The sequence below is a fragment of the Micromonospora sp. AMSO12t genome, assembly GCF_008806585.1.
Taxonomy (GTDB): Bacteria; Actinomycetota; Actinomycetes; order Mycobacteriales; family Micromonosporaceae; genus Micromonospora; species Micromonospora reichwaldensis.
Window position 1 is genome coordinate 1 of sequence record NZ_WAAS01000041.1, and the last position, 19,426, is coordinate 19,426.

Below are 19,426 nucleotides of genomic sequence, written 5' to 3' on the forward strand. Positions count from 1 at the left end.
CACCCCCACCACCGACTCCGCGCGCACCCCGGCCGCCCGCAGCCGGCGCGCGAGCCGGTCGGCCTCGCGGTCCAGCTCCGCGTAGCGGACGGTCCGCTCGTCGGACACCACGGCGATCGCGTCCGGGGTACGCCGTGCCTGCTCCTCGAACAGCTCGTGCAGGCACGGGTCGGTCGGGTACGCGACCTCGGTGTCGTTCCACCCTGTCGGGACCCGGTGCCCGTCGGCCGCGGTCAGCTTCGCCATGGCGGTCACGACTACCGGCCCGCCGCCTGCTCCATGCGCCGGCGCAGGCTGAGCGGGCGCATGTCGGTCCACACCTCGTCGATCCGCTTCAGGCACTCCTCGCGGGTGCCCTCGGTGCCCTCCGCGCGCCACCCCAGCGGCAGCTCCCGATCGCCCAGCCAGATCGAGTACTGCTCCTCGTCGTTCACCACGACCCGGTACGCGCGCTCATCGGTGTTCTCGTCGGACATGCCGGCTCCTCCTCGGGAAAGGGCAGCCGTGTCGTACGACACGACACTGATCCCACTGCCGGTCACACCCTGCCGGGACGCCGATCGCCGTACGTAGAGAAGAACTGGCAGAAAAACGCGTACGAGCCTTGCCGGGGATTCTCTTTCTGACCCGTGCCTCAGCGGAGAGGCTGAGCCGTGCCGCGTGACCGGCAGCCCAGAGGCCGACAGGAGAAGCGATGAGTACGCCCCGGATGACGGTGCCGCCGCTGCCGCGCGGGCCGGCCGAGAAACCGCTTCCGTTCGTCCTGACCGCCGGTGCGCCGGGGGAGCCGATCGGCGGGCGGCTGACCGCCGACCGGGCCGCGATCCGGGCCCGGCTGCGTGAGCACGGGGCCGTCCTGCTGCGCGGGTTCGACGTCGGCGGGGTGGCCGGCTTCGAGGGGGTGGTCCGGGCGCTCTCCGGTGAGCCGCTGGACTACGCCGAGCGCTCGTCGCCCCGCAGCACCATCCAGGGGCGGGTCTACACCTCGACGGACTTCCCGCCGGCCGAGGAGATCTTCCTGCACAACGAGAACTCCTACCAGGCCGACTGGCCCATGGCGCTGTACTTCTACTGCCTGCGGACGCCGGCCACCCTGGGCGCCACCCCGCTCGCCGACACCCGCCTGGTGCGCCAGCGGATCGACCCGGCGGTGTGCGCCGAGTTCGTCGCCCGGGGCTGGCTGGTGGTGCGCAACTTCCACGAGGGCTTCGGCGTGCCCTGGCAGCGGGCGTTTAACACCGACGACCGGGACGAGGTGTCGCGCTACTGCGCCCGCAGCGGCATCGAGGTGGAGTGGACCGGCTCGGGGCTGCGTACCCGCGCCCGACGCGACGCCGTGCACCGGCACCCGGGCACCGGTGAGCTGCTCTGGTTCAACCACGTGACCTTCTTCCACGTGACCACGCTGGCCGAGGAGGTCTGCGCCGGGCTGCGGGAACTGTTCGACGAGACCGAGCTGCCCACGAACACCTACTACGGCGACGGCGGACGGATCCCCGACGACGTGGTGGCCCACCTGCGGGACTGCTACCGGGCGGCCCAGCGGCGCTTCGACTGGCAGCGCGACGACGTCCTGGTGGTGGACAACATGCTCGCCGCGCACGCCCGGGAACCGTTCACCGGCGACCGCAGGATCGCCGTGGCGATGGCCGAGCCGTACCGCGCGGCGCTCGCGGCGGCCGGCGCGGCCCCGGGGTGACCGTCGGCGGTGTGCCCGGGACCCTCGCGCACACCGAACCAACTCCCCACGGCATCGCAGCGATGCCCGGCCCGGACACGGAGGCGAAAGACCCATGGCAGACGGCGACAGCCGGTACGTCGGCACCGGCGGGGCGGTGCTGTCCGATCACGAGGGCGGCCACGCCGTGTCGTCGGCGCAGGAGCAGCTCTGGTTCGTCGACCAGCTACGCTCCGGTGCCAGCGAGTATCTCCTGCACCAGGCGGTACGGGTGCGCGGCCCGCTCGACGCCACGGCGCTGCGGGCCGCGCTGAGCGGGATCAGCGCGCGACACGAGATCCTGCGGACCCGGTACGACACGGTGGACGGACGTGCCGTGCAGGTGATCGACCCGCCCGGCCCGGTCGACGTCGACCTCGTCGACCTGGGCGACTCGCCGGCCGGCGACCGGGACGGCCGCCTCGACGAGGTGCTGGAGGCCACCCTCGACGCCCCCTTCGACCTGCGTGAGGACGCGCCGCTGCGGGCCCGGCTGATCCGCTGCGCGAGCGACGACCACGTCCTGCTGTTGGTGGTGCACCACATCGCCTTCGACGGCTGGTCCTGGGGCGTGCTCGCCAGGGAACTGCACACCCTCTACGGGGCGTTCGTCGCCGGCCGGCCCAGCCCGCTGCCGCCGCTGCCCGTGCAGTACGCGGACTTCGCCGCCTGGCAGCGCGAGAACTGGCTGTCGGGGCCGCACGTCGACGCCCAGGTCGGCTACTGGCGGGAGCGGCTGTCCGGGCTCGGCCCGCTCGATTTGCCGACCGACCGGCCCCGGCCCGCGCACTGGCGGGCCGCCGGCGACGGCCTCACCTTCACCGTGCCGGCGGACCTGGCGACCGCCCTGACCCGGCTCGGCGCGGACCGGGGCGCCACCCCCTTCATGGTCTTCCTCGCCGCCTTCCAGCTCCTGCTCGGCCGGTACGCCGGTCAGAGCGACGTGGCGGTCGGGGTGTCGGTGGCCGGGCGGCACGAGGTCGAGCTGGAGGACCTGATCGGCCTCTTCGTCAACACCGTCGTGCTCCGGGCCGACCTGGCCGCCCCGGCGTGCTTCCTCGACCTGCTCGACCAGGTCCGCGGCACCACTTTGGACGCCTACGACAACCAGCAGGTGCCGTTCGACCGGATCGTCGCCGAGCTGTCCCCGGAACGGGACCTGTCCCGCAACCCGCTGTTTCAGGTGGGGTTCGGGCTGCACAACGCCGACCGGGCCGCCTTCGCCCTGCCCGGCCTGACCGTCACCGAGCAGCCCACCTCGTGGACCTCGGCCGCGTTCGACCTCTCCCTGCAACTGGTTGGGCGACCGGACGGCTCGTACCACGGGGAGGTGGTCTTCCCCACCGCGCTGTTCGACGGCCCCCGGGTGCACCGCATGGTCGCCAACTACCTGCACCTGCTGGCCGCCGTCGTCGCCGCCGGCCAGGCCCCCCTGGACGAGCTGGACCTGCTGGCCCCCCGGGAGCGCCGCGAGGTGCTCGGCGAGTGGGGCCGGGGCGCCGACCGGCCCGCGGGCCCGGGGCTGCCGGAGCTCTTCCTCGCCCAGGCGGCGGCGACCCCCGACGCGACCGCGCTGGTCGCCGACGACGGCACCGAGGTCGGCTACGCCGAGCTGGCCGGGCGCGCCCGGAAGCTCGCCGCGCACCTGCACGCCGTCGGCGTTCGCGTCGGTGCCCCGGTCGGGGTCGCGGTGCACCGCGGGCCGGACCTGGTGACCGCGCTGCTCGGGGTGCTGCTCGCCGGCGGCGTCTACGTGCCCCTCGCCCCCGACCAGCCGGTCGACCGGCTGGAGTTCATGGCGGCCGACGCCGGGGTGTCGGCGCTGGTCACCGAGTCGGCCCTGCGGGGCCTGCTGTCGGCCAATGACGCCCCGGTGGTGCTCGTCGACGCCGCTGACGACACCGGGACCGACGCCGAGGGCGACACCGGGACCGAGGCCGGCCCGGACACCGGGGCCGGGGCCGGTCGCGGCGACGGCACCGCGACGGTGCCGCTGCCGGCCACCGACCCCGACGCCGCCGCCTACGTCATGTACACCTCCGGATCGACCGGCCGGCCCAAGGGCGTCGTGGTCACCCACGCCGGCATCCGCAACCGGGTGCTGTGGTCGGTCGAGCAGTACCGGCTCACCGCCGCCGACCGGGTGCTCCAGAAGACCGCCCTCGGCTTCGACGCCTCCATGTGGGAGTTCCTGGCGCCACTGGTCAGCGGCGGCGCGGTCGTCCTGGCCGCCCCGGACGCCCACCGTGACCCGGGCGCGATGCTGCGGGCGATGCGGGCCCACGGCGTGACGGTGCTGCAACTGGTGCCGTCCGTGCTGCGGGTGCTGCTGCACGAGACCGACCTGTCCGGCTGTGCCGCGCTGCGGCTGGTCTGCTCCGCGGGGGAGCCGCTGCCGGCGGCGCTCTGCGAGCAGCTTCAAGCCCTGCTGCCCGTGGAGGTCTGGAACACCTACGGCCCCACCGAGTGCGCCATCGACGCGACCGCCTGGCGTTACCGCGGTGACGAGGGGACCGGGACCGTGCCGATCGGCCGGCCGCTGCCCGGCTGCACCGTCCTGGTTCTCGACGCCGACGACCGGCCGGTGCCGGTCGGGGTGGCCGGTCAGCTCTGCCTCGGCGGGGTCGGCCTGGCGCGAGGCTACCTGGGCCGGCCCGCCCTGACCGGGGAGAAGTTCACCCCCAACCCGTACGGCCGCACGCCGGGGGAGCGCCTGTACCGGACCGGGGACCTGGCCCGGTGGCGCGACGACGGCAGCCTGGAGTACCTGGGCCGCCTCGACCACCAGGTCAAGCTGCACGGGGTACGCATCGAGCCGGGCGAGGTCGAGGCGGCCCTGCGGCGGCACCCCACCGTCGACGCGGCGGTGGTGACCCTGCACCGGCCGTCGTCGGGCGACGCGGAGCTGGTCGCGTACGTGGTCCCCGCCGCCGGTGCCCGGATCGATCCGGACGGGCTGCGCGAGGCGCTCGCCGACCGGCTGCCCGCCGCACTGGTCCCGTCCACCGTGATCAGCCTGGAGAGCCTCCCGCTGACCGCGAACGGCAAGCTGGACCGCGCGGCCCTGCCCGCGCCCGACGGCCCCCGCCCCGGCGCCGACCGGAGGTACCTGCCGCCGGCCACCGACACCGAGCGGGCCGTCGCCGGGATCTGGGCCGAGCTGCTCGGCGTCGAGCGGGTCGGCCGGGACGACAACTTCTTCACCCTCGGCGGCCACTCCCTGCTCGCCATCCGGGGCGTGCTCCGGGTGCGCCGGGCACTCGACGTGGAGCTGACCGTCGGGCAGCTCTTCACGGCCCCCACCGTCGCCCAGCTCGCCGCCCTGGTCGACGAGGCCCGCCCCGGCGCCGGGTCCACCGACGAGCCGGCCGACGCGGCGATCCGGCCGGTGACGCGGGACGGGAAGCTGCCGCTCTCCCTCGGCCAGCGCCGGCTGTGGTTCCTGGACCAGCTCGAACCGGGCAGCCTCGAATACCTGATCCCGATCTCGATGCGGTTGACCGGCCCGTTGGACGTGGCGGTGTTCCGGCGGGCGCTGGACGAGGTGGTCAACCGGCACGAGATCCTGCGTACCCGCTACCACTCGGTCGACGGCGAACCGGTGCAGGTGGTCGACCCGCCGGGACCGGTCGGGTGGGAGCTGGTCGACCTCAGCGGCGCACCGGACGTCGTCGACGGTGCCGAGGTGCTGCTGCGGGTCGCGGCCGGCCGGCCCTTCAACCTGGCCACCGAACGCCCGATCCGGGCCCAGGTGATCCGGGTCGCGGGCGACGAGCACCTGGTCGCGCTGACCATGCACCACATCGCGTTCGACGTCTGGTCGATGGACATCCTCCTGCGCGAACTCGACACCCTCTACCGCAGATACGCGCGGGGCGGCGCGGCCACCGCACTGCCCGACCTGCCCGTGCAGTACGCGGACTTCGCGGCCTGGGAGACGGCCCGCCAGGACAGCCCCCAACTGGACGCGCAGCTCGCCTACTGGTCCCGGCAACTGGCCGGGTCGACCCCGCTGGAGCTGCCCACCGACCGGCCCCGCCCGGCGCTGCGCGACCCGGCCGGTGACAACGTCGTCGTCGACGTGCCGACCGACGTCGGGCGGGCGCTGGCCGAGCTGGGCAACCGGGAGGGCGCCACCCTGTTCATGGTGCTGCTGGCGGCCTTCCAGGTCCTGCTCGGCCGGTACGCCCGGCAGCACGACGTGGCCGTCGGCACCCCGGTCGCCGGCCGGACCCGGCAGGAGACCGAGTACCTGCTCGGCTTCTTCGTCAACAACCTGGTGATGCGCGCCGAGCTGGTCGACGACCAGCCCTTCCCGGTCCTGCTCGACCAGGTGCGCCGCACCGTGACGGACACGTTCCGCAACCAGGACGTCGCCTTCGAGCGGCTGGTCGACGCGCTGCGGCCGGACCGGGACCTGTCCCGCAATCCGCTGTTCCAGGTGATGTTCGAACTGCAACACCTGGAGCGGATGACCGCGACCCTCGGCCCGACCACCATCGAGCACGTCGACAGCTCCGTCCCGGTGGCCAAGTTCGACCTCACCCTCTCCGTGGAGCAGCACCCGGACGGCCGGCTGCGCTGCTGGTTCGAGTACGCCACCGCGCTCTGGGACCGCCCCGGCATCGAGCGGATGGCCGGGCACTACCTGCACCTGCTCGCCCAGGTGGCGTCCGCGCCGGGAACCGCCCTGCGTGACCTGACCCTGCCCACCGGCGCGGAGCGGGCGTACCTCCTCGGGCCGTTGGCCGGCGAGCCGGTCGCGCCCGCCGGGCCGTTGCGCGCCGCCGAGGCCGCCGGCGCCGGCGTGGTGGAGCTGTTCGGCCGGCGGGTCCGGCAGCACCCGGACGTCGTGGCGGTGGAGTTCGACGGCCGGCGGCTGACCTTCGCCGAGCTGGACACCCGGGCCAACCGGCTCGCCCACCACCTGCGCGGGCTCGGGGTGCGCCCGGAGGTCCCGGTCGCGGTCTGCCTGGAACGCGGCCTGGAGGTGGTGGTCACGCTGCTCGCGGTGCTCAAGGCGGGCGGGGTGTACCTCCCGGTCGACCCGGACCACCCCACCGAGCGGCTGCGCTTCATGCTCGCCGACGCGAGGGCCGCGGTGGTGGTCACCGAGCAAAGCCTCGCCGACCGGGTCGCCGCCGACGGGGTGACCGTGGTCGCCATGGACGCCGACCGGGCGGTGATCGCCGGTCGGGACGGCACCGCGCCGGACCCGTCGACCGGAGCGGACGACCTCGCCTACGTCATCTACACCTCGGGCTCCACCGGGCGGCCCAAGGGCGTGATGATCCCGCACGGCGCGTACGCCCACCACTGCGAGGTCATCGCCCGCGCGTACGACATCGCACCCGGCGACCGGGTGGTGCTGCTCTCCGCGCTCACCTTCGACGTGGCGATGGACGGCATGATGGCCACCCTGCTGGCCGGGGCGACCCTGGTGGTCAGCGACCCGGTCTTCTGGAGCCCGGCTGAGCTGCCGGACCGGCTCGCCCGGCACCGGATCACCCACATGGAGATCACCCCCGCCTACTACCGGGAGGTGATGGACGCCCTGCCGGCCGGCGACGAACGGCTGCGGCACCTGAAGCTGATGAACGTCGGCAGCGACGTGGTCACCGTCGCCGACGCCCGGCGCTGGGCGGCCACCGGACTGCCCGGCCGGTTCCTGGTCAACTACGGCCCGACCGAGGCCACCGTCACCTGCCTGCTGCACCCGGTCGCGGGCGACCCGCCCGGCGAGCGGAACGAGGCACTGCCGATCGGCCGCCCGGTCCCCGGCACCCGGACCTACGTGGTCGACGAACACCTGGACCCCGTCCCGGTCGGGGTGCCCGGTGAGCTGCTGCTCGGCGGGGTACGGCTGGCCCGGGGCTACCTGGGCCGGCCCGCACTGACCGCCGACAGGTTCGTGCCCGACCCGTTCGGCGCCGCCCCCGGCGGCCGGCTCTACCGCAGCGGCGACCTGGTCCGGTACCGGCCGGACGGGACGATCGAGTTCCTCGGCCGGATCGACCAGCAGGTCAAGATCCGGGGTTTCCGGATGGAGCTCGGCGAGATCGAGTCGGCCCTGGCCGAGCACCCGGCGGTCCGCGCGGTCGCGGTGGTGGCCCGCGAGACCCAGCCGGGGGAGAAGGGCCTGGTCGCCTACCTGGTCTGCCGGGACGGCGCCCCGCCGGCGGTCGGCGAACTCCGGGCCCACCTGCGCGACCGGCTGCCGGACTACATGGTGCCGGCCCAGTGGATGGTGCTGGACGCACTGCCGTTGACCACCAGCAAGAAGGTCGACCGCCGGGCACTGCCCGCCCCGACACCCGTGCGCGCCGACCTCGGCCGGGCGTACGAGGCACCCCGTACCCCGTTGGAGGAGGCCGTGGCCGACATCTGGGCCACCGTGCTGGAGGTCGACCGGGTCGGCGTCCACGACGACTTCTTCGACCTCGGCGGTCACTCGCTGCTCGCCACCCGGGTGCTCGCGCACCTGCGGCAGAGCTTCGACCTCGACCTGCCGCTGCGCCTGCTGTTCGAGCAGACCACCGTGGCCGACCTCGCCGACGCGGTGCACACGGCCATCGAAAACGAGATCTCACGGCTTTCCGACGCCGAGGTGGCGGAACTGCTGAAGGAGGGCAACCTGTGACCGCCAGCCACACCCCGAGCGCGTCCCCGCGACAGGAACTGCTCCAGCGGCGCCTGCGTGGTGCCGGTCGGGCCCGCCGGGCCGACACCATCGCCCCGGCGCCCCGCACCGGCCCGCTGCCGCTCTCCTTCGGGCAGCACCGGCTCTGGGTGCTCGACCAGTTGCAGCCCGGCGGCACCGGTTACCTGATGTCCGTCGGCCTGCGGCTGCGCGGGACGCCGCGCGCCGACGCGCTGCGCCGGGCGTTGACCGAACTGGTCGCCCGGCACGAGATCCTGCGGACCCGGTACGTCGTCGTCGACGGCGAGCCGGCACAGGTCGTCGACCCGCCCGCCCCGGTCGAGTTGACGACGACCGACCTCGGCCACACCGACCGGGAGACGGCCCGGCAGCGCCTCACCGCGCTGCTCGGCACGCCGGACCCGGTCGACCTGGCCGCCGGCCCGGCGCTGCGGGCCCGGCTGGTCCGCCTCGCCGGGGACGAGCACGCCCTGGCGCTCACCATGCACCACATCTCCTCCGACGGCTGGTCCGAGGGGATCATCCTGCGCGAACTGGCCGCCCTGTACGACGCGTTCGTCGCCGGCCGGCCCTCCCCGCTGACCCCGCTGCCCATCCAGTACGCGGACTTCGCGGTCTGGCAGCGGACCCGCTCCGCCGGGGACCGGCTGGACCGGCAGCTCGACCACTGGCGGGACCGGCTGGCCGGGCTGACGCCGTTGGAACTGCCGACCGACCGGCCCCGGCCAGCGGTGTGGAACCCGGACGGCGGGCTGGTCACGTTCACGGTGCCGGCCGCCCTCGCCGGCCGGCTGCGTGACCTGGGAAGGGCGTCGAACGCCACCCCGTTCATGGTGCTGCTGGCCGCGTTCCAGCTCCTGCTGGCCCGCCACACCGGGCAGACCGACGTCGCGGTGGGCACCCCGGCCGCCGGCCGGGACCGCCTGGAGACGCACGGCCTGGTCGGGCTCTTCCTCAACACGCTGGTGCTGCGGACGGACCTGTCCGGCGAGCCGACCTTCGTCGAGGTGCTGGCCCGGGTCCGGGAGGCGGTGCTGGACGCGCAGTCCCACCAGGACGTGCCGTTCGAGCGGATCGTGGACGCGCTGTCCCCGGAGCGCGACCTGTCGCGCAACCCGCTGTTCCAGACCATGTTCCTCTTTCAGGAGGGCGGGTCGGCCGGCTTCGACGCGGGCGGCCTGGTGGGGGAGGAGCTTGACGCCGGCCCGACCACGGCGAAGTTCGACCTGACGCTCGGGCTGACCGAGGAGGCGGACGGCTCCCTCTCCGGCGGGGTGGACTTCCCGACGGCGCTGTTCGACGACGCGACCGTGCGGCGGCTGGCCGGGCACTACCAGCGGTTGCTGAGCGCCGTCGTCGCCGACCCGGACGCCCCGGTCACCCGGCTGCCCCTGCTCACCGACGCCGAGACCGCCCAACTCGCGGCGTGGAACGACACCGCCGTCGACCACCCCCGGCACACCCTGACCGGGCTGCTGGACACGCAGGCGGCCCGTACGCCCGACGCGGTCGCGCTGCGCTTCGACGGCGCGGAACTGTCGTACGGCCGGCTGCACGCCGAGGCCGCCGTCCTCGCGCGGCGTCTGCGCGACGCCGGGGTCGGGCCGGAGTCCGTCGTGGCCGTCTGCCTGCCGCGCGGCCTGGACCTGATGCGGGCGCTGGTGGCGGTCCTGAAGGCCGGCGCCGCCTACCTGCCGCTGGACCCGGACCTGCCGGCGCGGCGGCGCGCCTTCATGGTGCGCGACTCGGGCGCCCAGCCCGTGATCGACGAGGACTTCCTGGCCGCCGCCGAGGAGGACAACTCCGCCGACGGCGACCCGCAACCGTCGGCGGAGATCACGCCCGGGCACGCCGCCTACCTCATCTACACCTCCGGGTCGACCGGCCGGCCCAAGGGCGCCCTGATCGAGCACGGCGCGATCGTCAACCGCCTGCGGTGGATGCAGGACGCCTACCGCCTCGACGCCTCGGACCGGGTGCTGCAGAAGACGCCGGTCGGGTTCGACGTGTCGGTGTGGGAGCTCTTCTGGCCGTTGATCACCGGCGCGACGCTGGTCCTCGCCCGCCCCGGCGGGCACCGCGATCCCGCGTACCTGGCCGACGTGATCCGCACGGAGGGGATCACCACCGTCCACTTCGTACCGTCGATGCTGCGGGCCTTCCTGGCCGAGCCCGTCGGGGCGCTGCCGTCCCTGCGGCGGCTGATCTGCAGCGGCGAGGCGCTGCCGCCCGACCTGGCCGAGCGGGTGCACGAGCGGATCGGCTGCGAGCTGCACAACCTGTACGGCCCCACGGAGACCGCGGTCGACGTCACCGCGACGCGGTGCGAGCCCGGCGAGCCGGTCACCATCGGCCGCCCGATCGCCAACACCACCGCCCACATCGTCGACGCCGCCGGGCAGCCCGTGCCGGTCGGCGTGCCCGGCGAGCTGCTGATCGGTGGCGTGCAGCTCGCCCGGGGCTACCTGGGCCGGCCCGCGCTGACCGCCGAACGGTTCGTTCCCGACCCGTTCGCTGCCGCGCCGGGGCGGCGCCTGTACCGCACCGGTGACCTGGCCCGCTACCGTCCCGACGGCAGCATCGAGTACCTGGGCCGGATCGACCACCAGGTGAAGATCCGCGGCCAGCGCGTCGAGTTCGGCGAGGTCGAGGCCCTGCTGTACGAGGCCCCCGGCGTCACTGCGGCGGCGGTGGCCGTCCACGACGAGCAGCTCGTCGGCTACCTCGTCGGGCCGGAGACCGTCGAGCGGGTGCGCGCGTACCTGGTCGACCGCCTGCCGGACGCGATGGTCCCGGCGCGCTGGACGATCCTGCCCGCCCTGCCGCTGACCGCCAACGGCAAGGTGGACCGCCGCGCCCTGCCGGCACCCGAGGCGGCGTCGGGCGCGGCGGGCGGCGGCCACGTCGCCCCGCGCGACGAGACCGAGAAGCGGATCGCCGACGCGTTCGCCGTGGCGCTCGGCCTCGACACGGTCGGCGTGACGGAGAGCTTCTTCCTGCTCGGCGGCGACTCGATGCGGGCGATCCGGATGGTGGGGCTGCTGCGCGCGGCCGGCCTCACCGTGTCGGTCCAGGACCTGTTCACGCACCAGAGCGTGGCCGAGCTGGCGGGCGTGGCCGTGCGGACCGGGCCGGCCGAGGAGACCGAGTCGACCGTCGGCCGGTTCGCGCTGGTGGGCGACGCGGACCGCAGCCGGCTGCCGGACGGGCTCGTCGACGCCTATCCGATCACCCAGAACCAGGCGGGCATGCTGTTCGAGATGCTCTCCGGCGGCGACCGGCCGGTCTACCGCAACGTCTCCTGCTACGGGATCACCGACCAGCAGCCCTTCTCCCTGGACGCGCTGCGGGAGGCCGGCCGGCTGCTCACGGACCGGCACGAGATCCTGCGTACGTCGTTCGACCTGTCCCACTACTCCGAGCTGATGCAGCTCGTCCACGCGTCGGTCGACCTGCCCATCGGCTACGACGACCTGCGCGGGCTACGGCCCGACGAGCAGGAGGAGGCCGTACGCGCACACCTGCGGGCCGAGCGCGTCCGACCGTTCGACATCACCACGGCGCCGCTGCTGCGCTACCACGTGCACCAGCTCGGCGACTGCGAATGGCGGCTGACCCACTCGGAGAGCCACGCGATCCTCGACGGCTGGAGCCACACCTCCACGGTGGCGATGCTGATCTCGCTGTACCGGACGCTGCGCCGGGGCGAGCGGCCCGCCCTGCCGCCACCGCCGGCGGTGCGCTTCGCCGACCTCGTCGCCCGCGAGCGCGCGTCCCTCGCCTCGGCGACGGACCGTGGCTTCTGGGCGGCGACCGTGGCCGGGTCGGACCGGCTCGAACTCCCGCCGGAGTGGGGCACCGGGTCGGACGCCCCGGCGAACGTCGTCGAGGTGCCGTGGGCCGACCTGCGGCCCGCACTGCGCCGGCTCTCCGCCGCCGCCGGCACCTCCCTGAAGAGCGTGCTGCACGCCGCGCACCTCAAGGTGCTGAGCGTCGTCACCGGCCGGCAGCGCTTCTTCACCGGCCTGCTGTGCAACGGCCGGCCCGAGCGGCTGCGCGGCGACGAGGTCTTCGGCATGTACCTCAACACCGTGCCGTTCGCCGCCGACACCTCCGCCCGCACCTGGCGGGCCCTGGTGCAGGCCGTCTTCGCTGGCGAGGCGCGCCTCTGGCCGCACCGCCGCTACCCGCTGCCGGCCATGCAACGCCAGTGGGGCAACGGCTCGCCACTGCTGCGGGTCGGCTTCTCGTACCTGGACTTCCACGTGCTCGACGGTCCCGCCGAGTCGGTCGGGATGGTCGACGACTTCAGCCCGAGCAGCGTCGGGCTGGACGTGTGGACCTTCCCGGGGGTCCTGCGGCTGGGCGCCCGGCCCGCCGACATCGACCGGCCGTACCTCGAACTGCTGGCCCGGACCTACCGGCACGTGCTGGAGGCGATGGCCGCCGACCCCGACGGCGACACGGACGTCGGCCTGAGCGCCGCCGACCGGGCCTGGGCGGTCGAGGCGCACCAGCCCGTCGAGCCGTTCCCGGCGACCCCGTTCGTCCACGACCTCGTCGCCCGGCGCGCGGCCGCCGCGCCCGCCGCGGTGGCGGTACGGCACGGCGACGCCACGCTCACCTACGGGCAGCTCGACGACCGGTCCGACCGGCTCGCCGCGCGCCTGGGAGAGCTGGGCGTCCGGGCCGACACGGTCGTCGGCATCCACCTGCCCCGCGGGATCGACCTCGTCGTCGCGATGCTGGCGGTCCTCAAGGCCGGCGGGGCGTACCTGCCGCTCGATCCCGCCTATCCCGCCGAGCGGGTCGGCGACATGGTCCGCGACGCGGCGCCCGTGGTCGTGCTGACCGACGGCGACCTGGCCCCGCGCCTGCCGTGCACGACCGCGACGGTGCTGGTCGCCGACCTCGCGAACGGCCGGCCCTTGGCGGCCTACCCGCCGACGGCACGGCTCAGCGGGGACAACCTCGCCTACGTCATCTACACGTCGGGCTCCACCGGGCGGCCCAAGGGCGTCGCGGTCACCCACCGCGCCGTGCTCAACTTCTGCCACGCCCAGCGGCGGGTCCTGCAAGCGCGGCCCGGCGACGAGGTGCTCCAGTTCGCCTCGCCCAGCTTCGACGCCTCGGTCTGGGAGATCCTGCTGGCCCTCGCCAACGGCGCGGCGCTGGTGCTGCCCCCGCCGGACGCCGACCCCGGCGACCTCCGCCGCCACGCGGCCGAACTCACCCACATGACCCTGCCGCCGCCGCTGCTGGACCGCCTCGACCCGGCCGACTTCCCGCGCCTGCGGGTGCTGGTCACCGGTGGCGAGGCGTGCACGGCCGAGCAGGCGGCGCGGTGGGCCGACCGGGTCCGCGTGCTGCACGCGTACGGGCCCACCGAGACCACCGTCGTCGCCACCATCGCCGAGCTGCGGGCCACGGACACGGCACCGCCGCCGATCGGGCTCCCGCTGGACAACGTGCGCGCCTACGTCGTCGACGACGAAATGCGCCTGCTGCCTCCCGGCGTGCGCGGGGAACTGGTCCTCGGCGGGGCGGGAGTGGTGCGCGGGTACCTCAACCGGCCGGCGCTCACCGCCGAGCGGTTCGTGCCGGACCCGTACGCGTCGCGACCGGGCGAGCGCATGTACCGCACCGGCGACGTGGTCTCCCGGGACCCCGACGGCACCCTGCACTTCCACGGGCGCCGGGACCACCAGGTCAAGGTCCGCGGGTTCCGGATCGAGCTCGGCGAGATCGAGCACGCCCTCGCCGCCCACCCGGCGGTCGCCGCAGCCGTGGTCGCCGTGCACCGGGCCGGCACCCCGGACGCCTCGCTCGTCGCCTACACCCGCCCCGCGGACGCGACCGCGGCGTCCCCGGCCGAGCTGCGCGACCACCTGCGGGAGCGGTTGCCGCAGCACCTCGTCCCGCACCACTACCTGGCCGTGGACGACTTCCCGTACACCCGCAACGGCAAGGTCGACCGGGCCGCCCTCCCGGCGCCGGACGGCTCGCGGCCGGTGACGGACGTCGAGTACGTCGCGCCGCGCTCGGACGTCGAGAGGCACATCGCCACCGCCTGGAGCGAGGCGCTCGGCATCGAGCGGATCGGCGTGCACGACGACTTCTTCGCCCTCGGCGGCCACTCGCTGGCGATGATGCGACTGACCGCGACGCTGCGCAGCCGGCACGGCTACGAGCTGACGTTCGGCTCGTTCGTCGAACACCGCACCGTCGCCGGGCTGGCCGCGACACTCCAGGACCCGGCGGCGACGGCCGGCGCGATGATGTGGCTGCGGCGCGGTGGCGACGGCCGGCCCCCGCTGTTCTGCGTGCACCCCGGTGGCGGCAGCGCCCACTGGTACCTGCGCCTGGCCCCGCACCTGCCCCCGGACCAGCCGGTCGCGGCGTTCGAATGGCCGGGCCCGCACCCGGGGGGCACGCCCACCACGGCGCAGATGGCCGAACGCTACGGCGACGAACTCCGCCGGGCCCAACCGCACGGGCCGTACCGGCTGTTCAGCTGGTGCGGCGGCAGCGGCATCGCCAGCGAGATGGCCCACCGGCTGGTCGAGGACGGGCACGAGGTGACGCTGATCCTGCTCGATCCGGGCCTGGACATCCACACCCGCGCCGACGCCTGGAACGAACTCGCCCTGATCCGCCGCCTGGAGTCGCTGCTGCACGAGGTGGGCACCGGTGGCGACGAGGCCGACACGCCGGAACGCCGCCGGGAGATCCTCGACCTGCTCGAACACCTCGTCGACGACATCGACGAGGAGAGCGGCATCGCGCTGCCCGAGCGCGGCGTGGGGGACTCGTGGCCGCGGCAGGTACGGATCTGGCGCGAGGTTATGGAGGTGGACGTCGAGTACCGGCACCGGCCCTGGCCGGGTCGGCTGGAACTGATCGTCAGCGACGAACTCGCCGACGGCCAGCACGAGGTCACCTCCGGCCAGAGCTACCCGGACTACCTGGCGCGCTGGGAGGAGCTCTGCACCGGCGGCGTGCGGGTGCACCGGGTGTCGGGTGACCACTTCAGCGTCATCAAGCCGCCGCACGTCACCACGCTCGCCCGCGTCATCGCCGACGTGCTGGGTGAGGGCTGACCGTCTGTCACGGATGCCGGCCGCGCCCGCCGTGCGCGGCCGGACGAGAGGAAGAACTGGATGAGTACCCACACGAGCCCGCCACCCCTACGGGTGGCCATCGTGGGCACGGGCAACATCGGCACGGACCTGCTGTTGAAGGTCGAGGCGTCCCCCCTGTTGGAGTGCGTCCTGTTCGCCGGGCGCCGCGCCGGATCACCCGGGATCGAGCTGGCCGAGCGGCACGGGGTGCCGACCAGCGTGGCCGGCATCGACGCGGTCACCGCCCGGGCCGAGAACATCGACCTGGTCTGCGACGCGACCTCGGCCGACGACGCCACCCGCCACTGGTCGGTCGTCGCGCCCACCGGGCTGCCGTTCGTCGACCTCACGCCGGCGCACCTCGGGAAGTTCTGCGTACCGGCGCTCAACCTGGACGACTGCCTCGACGAGCAGTACCTCAGCATGGTCACCTGCGGGGGACAGGCGGCGGTCCCGATGGCCCACTGCATGGCGGAGGCCGCGGAGGGCATCGACTACCTGGAGATCGTCTCGGCCAGCGCCTCGGCCACCGTCGGCCCCGCGTCCCGGGCCAACCTGGACGAGTACGTGCACACCACCGAGCAGGCGACCATCGAGTTCTGCGGCGTGCGACGCACCAAGACCGTGCTGGTCATCAACCCCGCCGAGCCCGGCATCGTCATGCGCAACTCGATCGCGGTGACGACCGCCGAACGGATCGACATGGACGCCCTGCGCGCGTCCGTCGCCATGATGGAGAAGCAGATCAGGTCGTACGTCCCCGGCTACCGCGTCGTCGTCCCGCCGGTGGCCGTCGGGGACCGGATCACGATCACGGTGGAGGTCGAGGGCCGGGGCGACTGGTTCCCGCGCTACGCCGGCAACCTCGACATCATCACCTGCGCCGCCCTCGCGGTCGCGGAGGCCCGGGCGGAACGGCGGCGGTCATGAGCGGCGCACCGAAACTCAGCATCTGCGACACGACCCTGCGCGACGGCAACCACGCGGTCGGCCACCAACTCGGTCGCGCGGACATCAGCGCCTACGCGCGGGCGGCCGAGGCGGCCGGGGTGGACGTCGTCGAGGTGGGCCACGGCAACGGCCTCGGCGCCTCCTCCATCCAGGTCGGCATGGCCGCGCTCAGCGACGCCGAGATGCTGCGGGCCGCCAAGGCCGAGCTGCGTACGGCCCGCCTCGGCGTGCTGTCCATCCCCGGGTTCGCCAGCGTCGAGCGCGACCTCAAGCCGGCGCTGGACCACGGCGTGGACGAGGTCCGGGTCGGCGCGCACTGCACCGAGGCGGATGTCACCCGGCAGCAGGTCACGATGCTGCGGGCGATGGGCGTCGCCGTCAAGGGGATGCTGTTGATGAGCCACATGGCCTCCGCGGCGAAGCTGCTGGAACAGGCCCGGCTCATGCAGGGCTACGGCGCCGAGGCGGTCATCCTGATGGATTCCGCCGGCGCGTACACGCCGGAGAAGGTCCGCGAGAAGGTCGGCGAACTCGTCGAGCACCTCGACATCGCGGTCGGTTTCCACGCGCACAACAACCTCGGCATGTCGGTCGTCAACAGCATGACGGCGATCGAGGCAGGCGCCACCATCGTCGATGTCACGGCGCGCGGCTTCGGCGCGGGCGCGGGCAACGCACCGATCGAGCTCGTCGCGGCCAACCTGCACGTCGGGCAGGTCGAGACCGACATCCAGCTCTTCGGCGCGCTGGACGCGGCCGACGTGGCACAGGAGCGGTTCGTCAAGCACGTGCCCACCAACGACAGCGTCACCATCGCCAGCGGGATCGCCGGCGTGTTCTCCGGGTTCGCCGCGCCGGTGCGGCGCGCGAGCGCCCGCTTCGGCGTCGACCCCCGCAGGATCCTGCTGGAGCTGGGCAACCGCCGGGTGGTGGCGGGCCAGGAGGACACCATCATCGAGGTCGCCATGTCGCTGGCCGCCGAGCAGAGCCATTGAGCCGGTACGCGGGCCCTCCGGGCCCGCATCACCCGACGCAGGGCTGGCACCACCTCACCAAGGGCTCGCATCACCTCACCAAGGGCTCGCATCACCTGACGTAGGAGGACCAATGCAACGCCATTCCTCGCTCGACGAGGCGGCCGACCTGGCCGGTGTCGCCGCGCTGCTGCAGATCGGCGCGGAGATCGGGGTGGACCGGCTGCTGGACTCGGGCGGCACGTTCGACGCCGCCGAGCTGGCCAGGACCGCCGACCTCCCGCAGGCCGGCGTGGAGGACTACCTCGCCGCGCTGGTCGCCGCCGGGCTGGTGGTCGGCACGGACGTCCCGGACCGCTTCCGGGCGGCCGAGGACTACCCGGACCGGCGGTACGCGGCCGGTTACGTGTCCTGGGCCATGAGCGCCAACGGGCCGTTCCTCGCCAACGCCCGGGAGTTCCTGACCGACCGCGACGCGGCGGCCCGGGTCCACCGGCGGAACGGACGCCGGGTGGCGGTCAGTTCGAGGTGGATCGGCGAGCGGGCGTTCTATCCGCCGATCGTCGACCGGGTCGCCTCGGCCGGCGCCTCGCACGTGGCCGACCTCGGCGCCGGCGCCGGCGGGCTGCTCATCGAGCTCCTGGGGCGGGACCCGGGGCGTACCGGCGTGGCGCTCGACAGCAGCGGCGCCGCGTGTGAAGCCGCGCGGGAGGCCGCCGCCGCGGCGGGGGTGGCCGACCGGCTCCGGGTCGTCGAGCGTACGGTCCAGTCCCTCGCGGACGATCCCGGACCGGTCGAGGGCGCGGACGCCGTGCTGGCGTGCTTCGTCATGCACGACATCGTGGCGGACGAGTCGGTGGCCAAGGAGGTGCTGGGCGCCTGCCGCGACGCGCTGGCGCCGGGCGGGTTCATGGCGGTCGCCGACGCGGTCTCCTATGCGCCCGACCCCGCGGAGCGGAGGTTCAGCGCGCTCTTCACCTACCTGCACGCCAGCTTCATGCGGGTGACCCTGCCGACCGAGCGGCAGTGGCTGGACACGTTCCGGTCCGCCGGCTTCTCCGAGACGGCGTGCGTACCGCTCGGCGTGCCCGGCGGTCGGCTCTTCGTGGCGGCCAGGTAGTGGCCACCACGCTGTCGCTGCACCGCGCGCTCGCGGGGGAACTCAGGACGGCGGCGCGGACCCTTCGCGCCGTACCGCCGATCTCGGCCCGGCATCCGCAGCTCGACCTGGCGGACGCCTACGCCATCCAGAGCGAGCTGCGCGAGATGGAACTGGCCGAGGGCGCGGTCCTGGCCGGGCTCAAGATCGGTGCGACGAGCGAGGCGATCCAGTCGATGTTCGGCATCGACCATCCCGACTTCGGCTACCTGACCGACCGGATGGTCCTCGACGACGGCGCCGACCTCGACCTGGGCCGGTTCATCGCGCCGAAGGTCGAGGGCGAGATCGCGTTCCGGTTCGCGCAGGACGTCACCGGCCCGACCGTGACCGCGCACGACGTGCTGGCCGCCACCGCGGAGGTCCTGCCGGCGCTGGAGGTGCTCGACAGCCGGATCCGGGACTGGCGGATCGGCCTCGTGGACACCGTCGCCGACAACGCGTCGTCGGCGTTGGCCGTCCTCGGCGCCGGCGTGCCGCCCGGCACGACGGACCTGGCCGGCGCACGCATGGAGCTGCGTAGCCGCCACGGCGTGCAGGCGGGGCGGGGCTCGGCCGTGATGGGCCATCCGGCCGAGTCCGTGGCCTGCCTGGTCCGCATCCTGTCCGGGTTCGGCACCGGGATCAGGGCCGGGCAGCTCGTGCTCTCCGGATCCTGGGCGGCGGCGGTGGACCTCGTGCCGGGGGACACCGTGCGGGCCTCCTTCGGCGCCCTGGGTCAGGTCGCGCTGACCACCCGCGGCTGACGTGCCCCCGGGCCCCGCCGGGCCCCGGCACCGCCCGGCGGTCGGGGAGCACGCACCCGACCGACCTGTTTCGACGACGAGACGACTACGACCGAGG

General features: G+C 74.2%; 9 protein-coding genes. 7 read left to right on the plus strand and 2 right to left on the minus strand.

Going from position 1 to position 19,426, the window contains the following annotated elements:
* Window positions 1-246 (minus strand): AMP-binding protein (locus tag F6X68_RS09185; RefSeq protein WP_151453856.1); only part of this gene is annotated, 246 nt, incomplete at its 3' end.
* Between the two features lie 11 nt (window positions 247-257).
* Window positions 258-476, minus strand: coding sequence for an MbtH family NRPS accessory protein (locus tag F6X68_RS09190; protein WP_091630286.1), 219 nt, complete (start codon window positions 474-476; stop codon window positions 258-260).
* Between the two features lie 218 nt (window positions 477-694).
* Between F6X68_RS09190 and F6X68_RS09195 the strand changes: the two genes are divergently transcribed.
* The 7 genes from F6X68_RS09195 (at window position 695) to F6X68_RS09225 (ending at window position 19,329) form a co-directional block, all read left to right on the plus strand.
* Complete coding sequence (locus F6X68_RS09195; protein ID WP_151453857.1) at window positions 695-1,699, plus strand: TauD/TfdA family dioxygenase; 1,005 nt, start codon at window positions 695-697, stop codon at window positions 1,697-1,699.
* Between the two features lie 139 nt (window positions 1,700-1,838).
* Entirely contained in the window at window positions 1,839-8,357 is a 6,519-nt protein-coding gene (locus tag F6X68_RS09200) for a non-ribosomal peptide synthetase (RefSeq protein ID WP_151453873.1), read from the plus strand.
* Window positions 8,354-15,478, plus strand: coding sequence for a non-ribosomal peptide synthetase (locus tag F6X68_RS09205; protein ID WP_151453858.1), 7,125 nt, complete (start codon window positions 8,354-8,356; stop codon window positions 15,476-15,478). The genes F6X68_RS09200 and F6X68_RS09205 overlap by 4 nt, the downstream gene beginning before the upstream one ends.
* A 60-nt stretch (window positions 15,479-15,538) precedes the next feature.
* Window positions 15,539-16,429: an acetaldehyde dehydrogenase (acetylating) gene (locus tag F6X68_RS09210; protein WP_151453859.1), complete on the plus strand. Its 891-nt coding sequence runs from the start codon at window positions 15,539-15,541 to the stop codon at window positions 16,427-16,429.
* Window positions 16,426-17,445, plus strand: a complete 1,020-nt coding sequence (dmpG, locus tag F6X68_RS09215) for a 4-hydroxy-2-oxovalerate aldolase (protein WP_132240580.1) — start codon at window positions 16,426-16,428, stop codon at window positions 17,443-17,445. Before F6X68_RS09210 ends, dmpG begins: the two co-directional genes overlap by 4 nt.
* Before the next feature lie 112 nt (window positions 17,446-17,557).
* Entirely contained in the window at window positions 17,558-18,544 is a 987-nt protein-coding gene (locus F6X68_RS09220; protein WP_151453860.1) for a class I SAM-dependent methyltransferase, read from the plus strand.
* Window positions 18,544-19,329, plus strand: a complete 786-nt coding sequence (locus tag F6X68_RS09225) for a 2-keto-4-pentenoate hydratase (RefSeq protein WP_151453861.1) — start codon at window positions 18,544-18,546, stop codon at window positions 19,327-19,329. The genes F6X68_RS09220 and F6X68_RS09225 overlap by 1 nt, the downstream gene beginning before the upstream one ends.
* The last annotated feature ends 97 nt before the right edge of the window (window positions 19,330-19,426 follow it).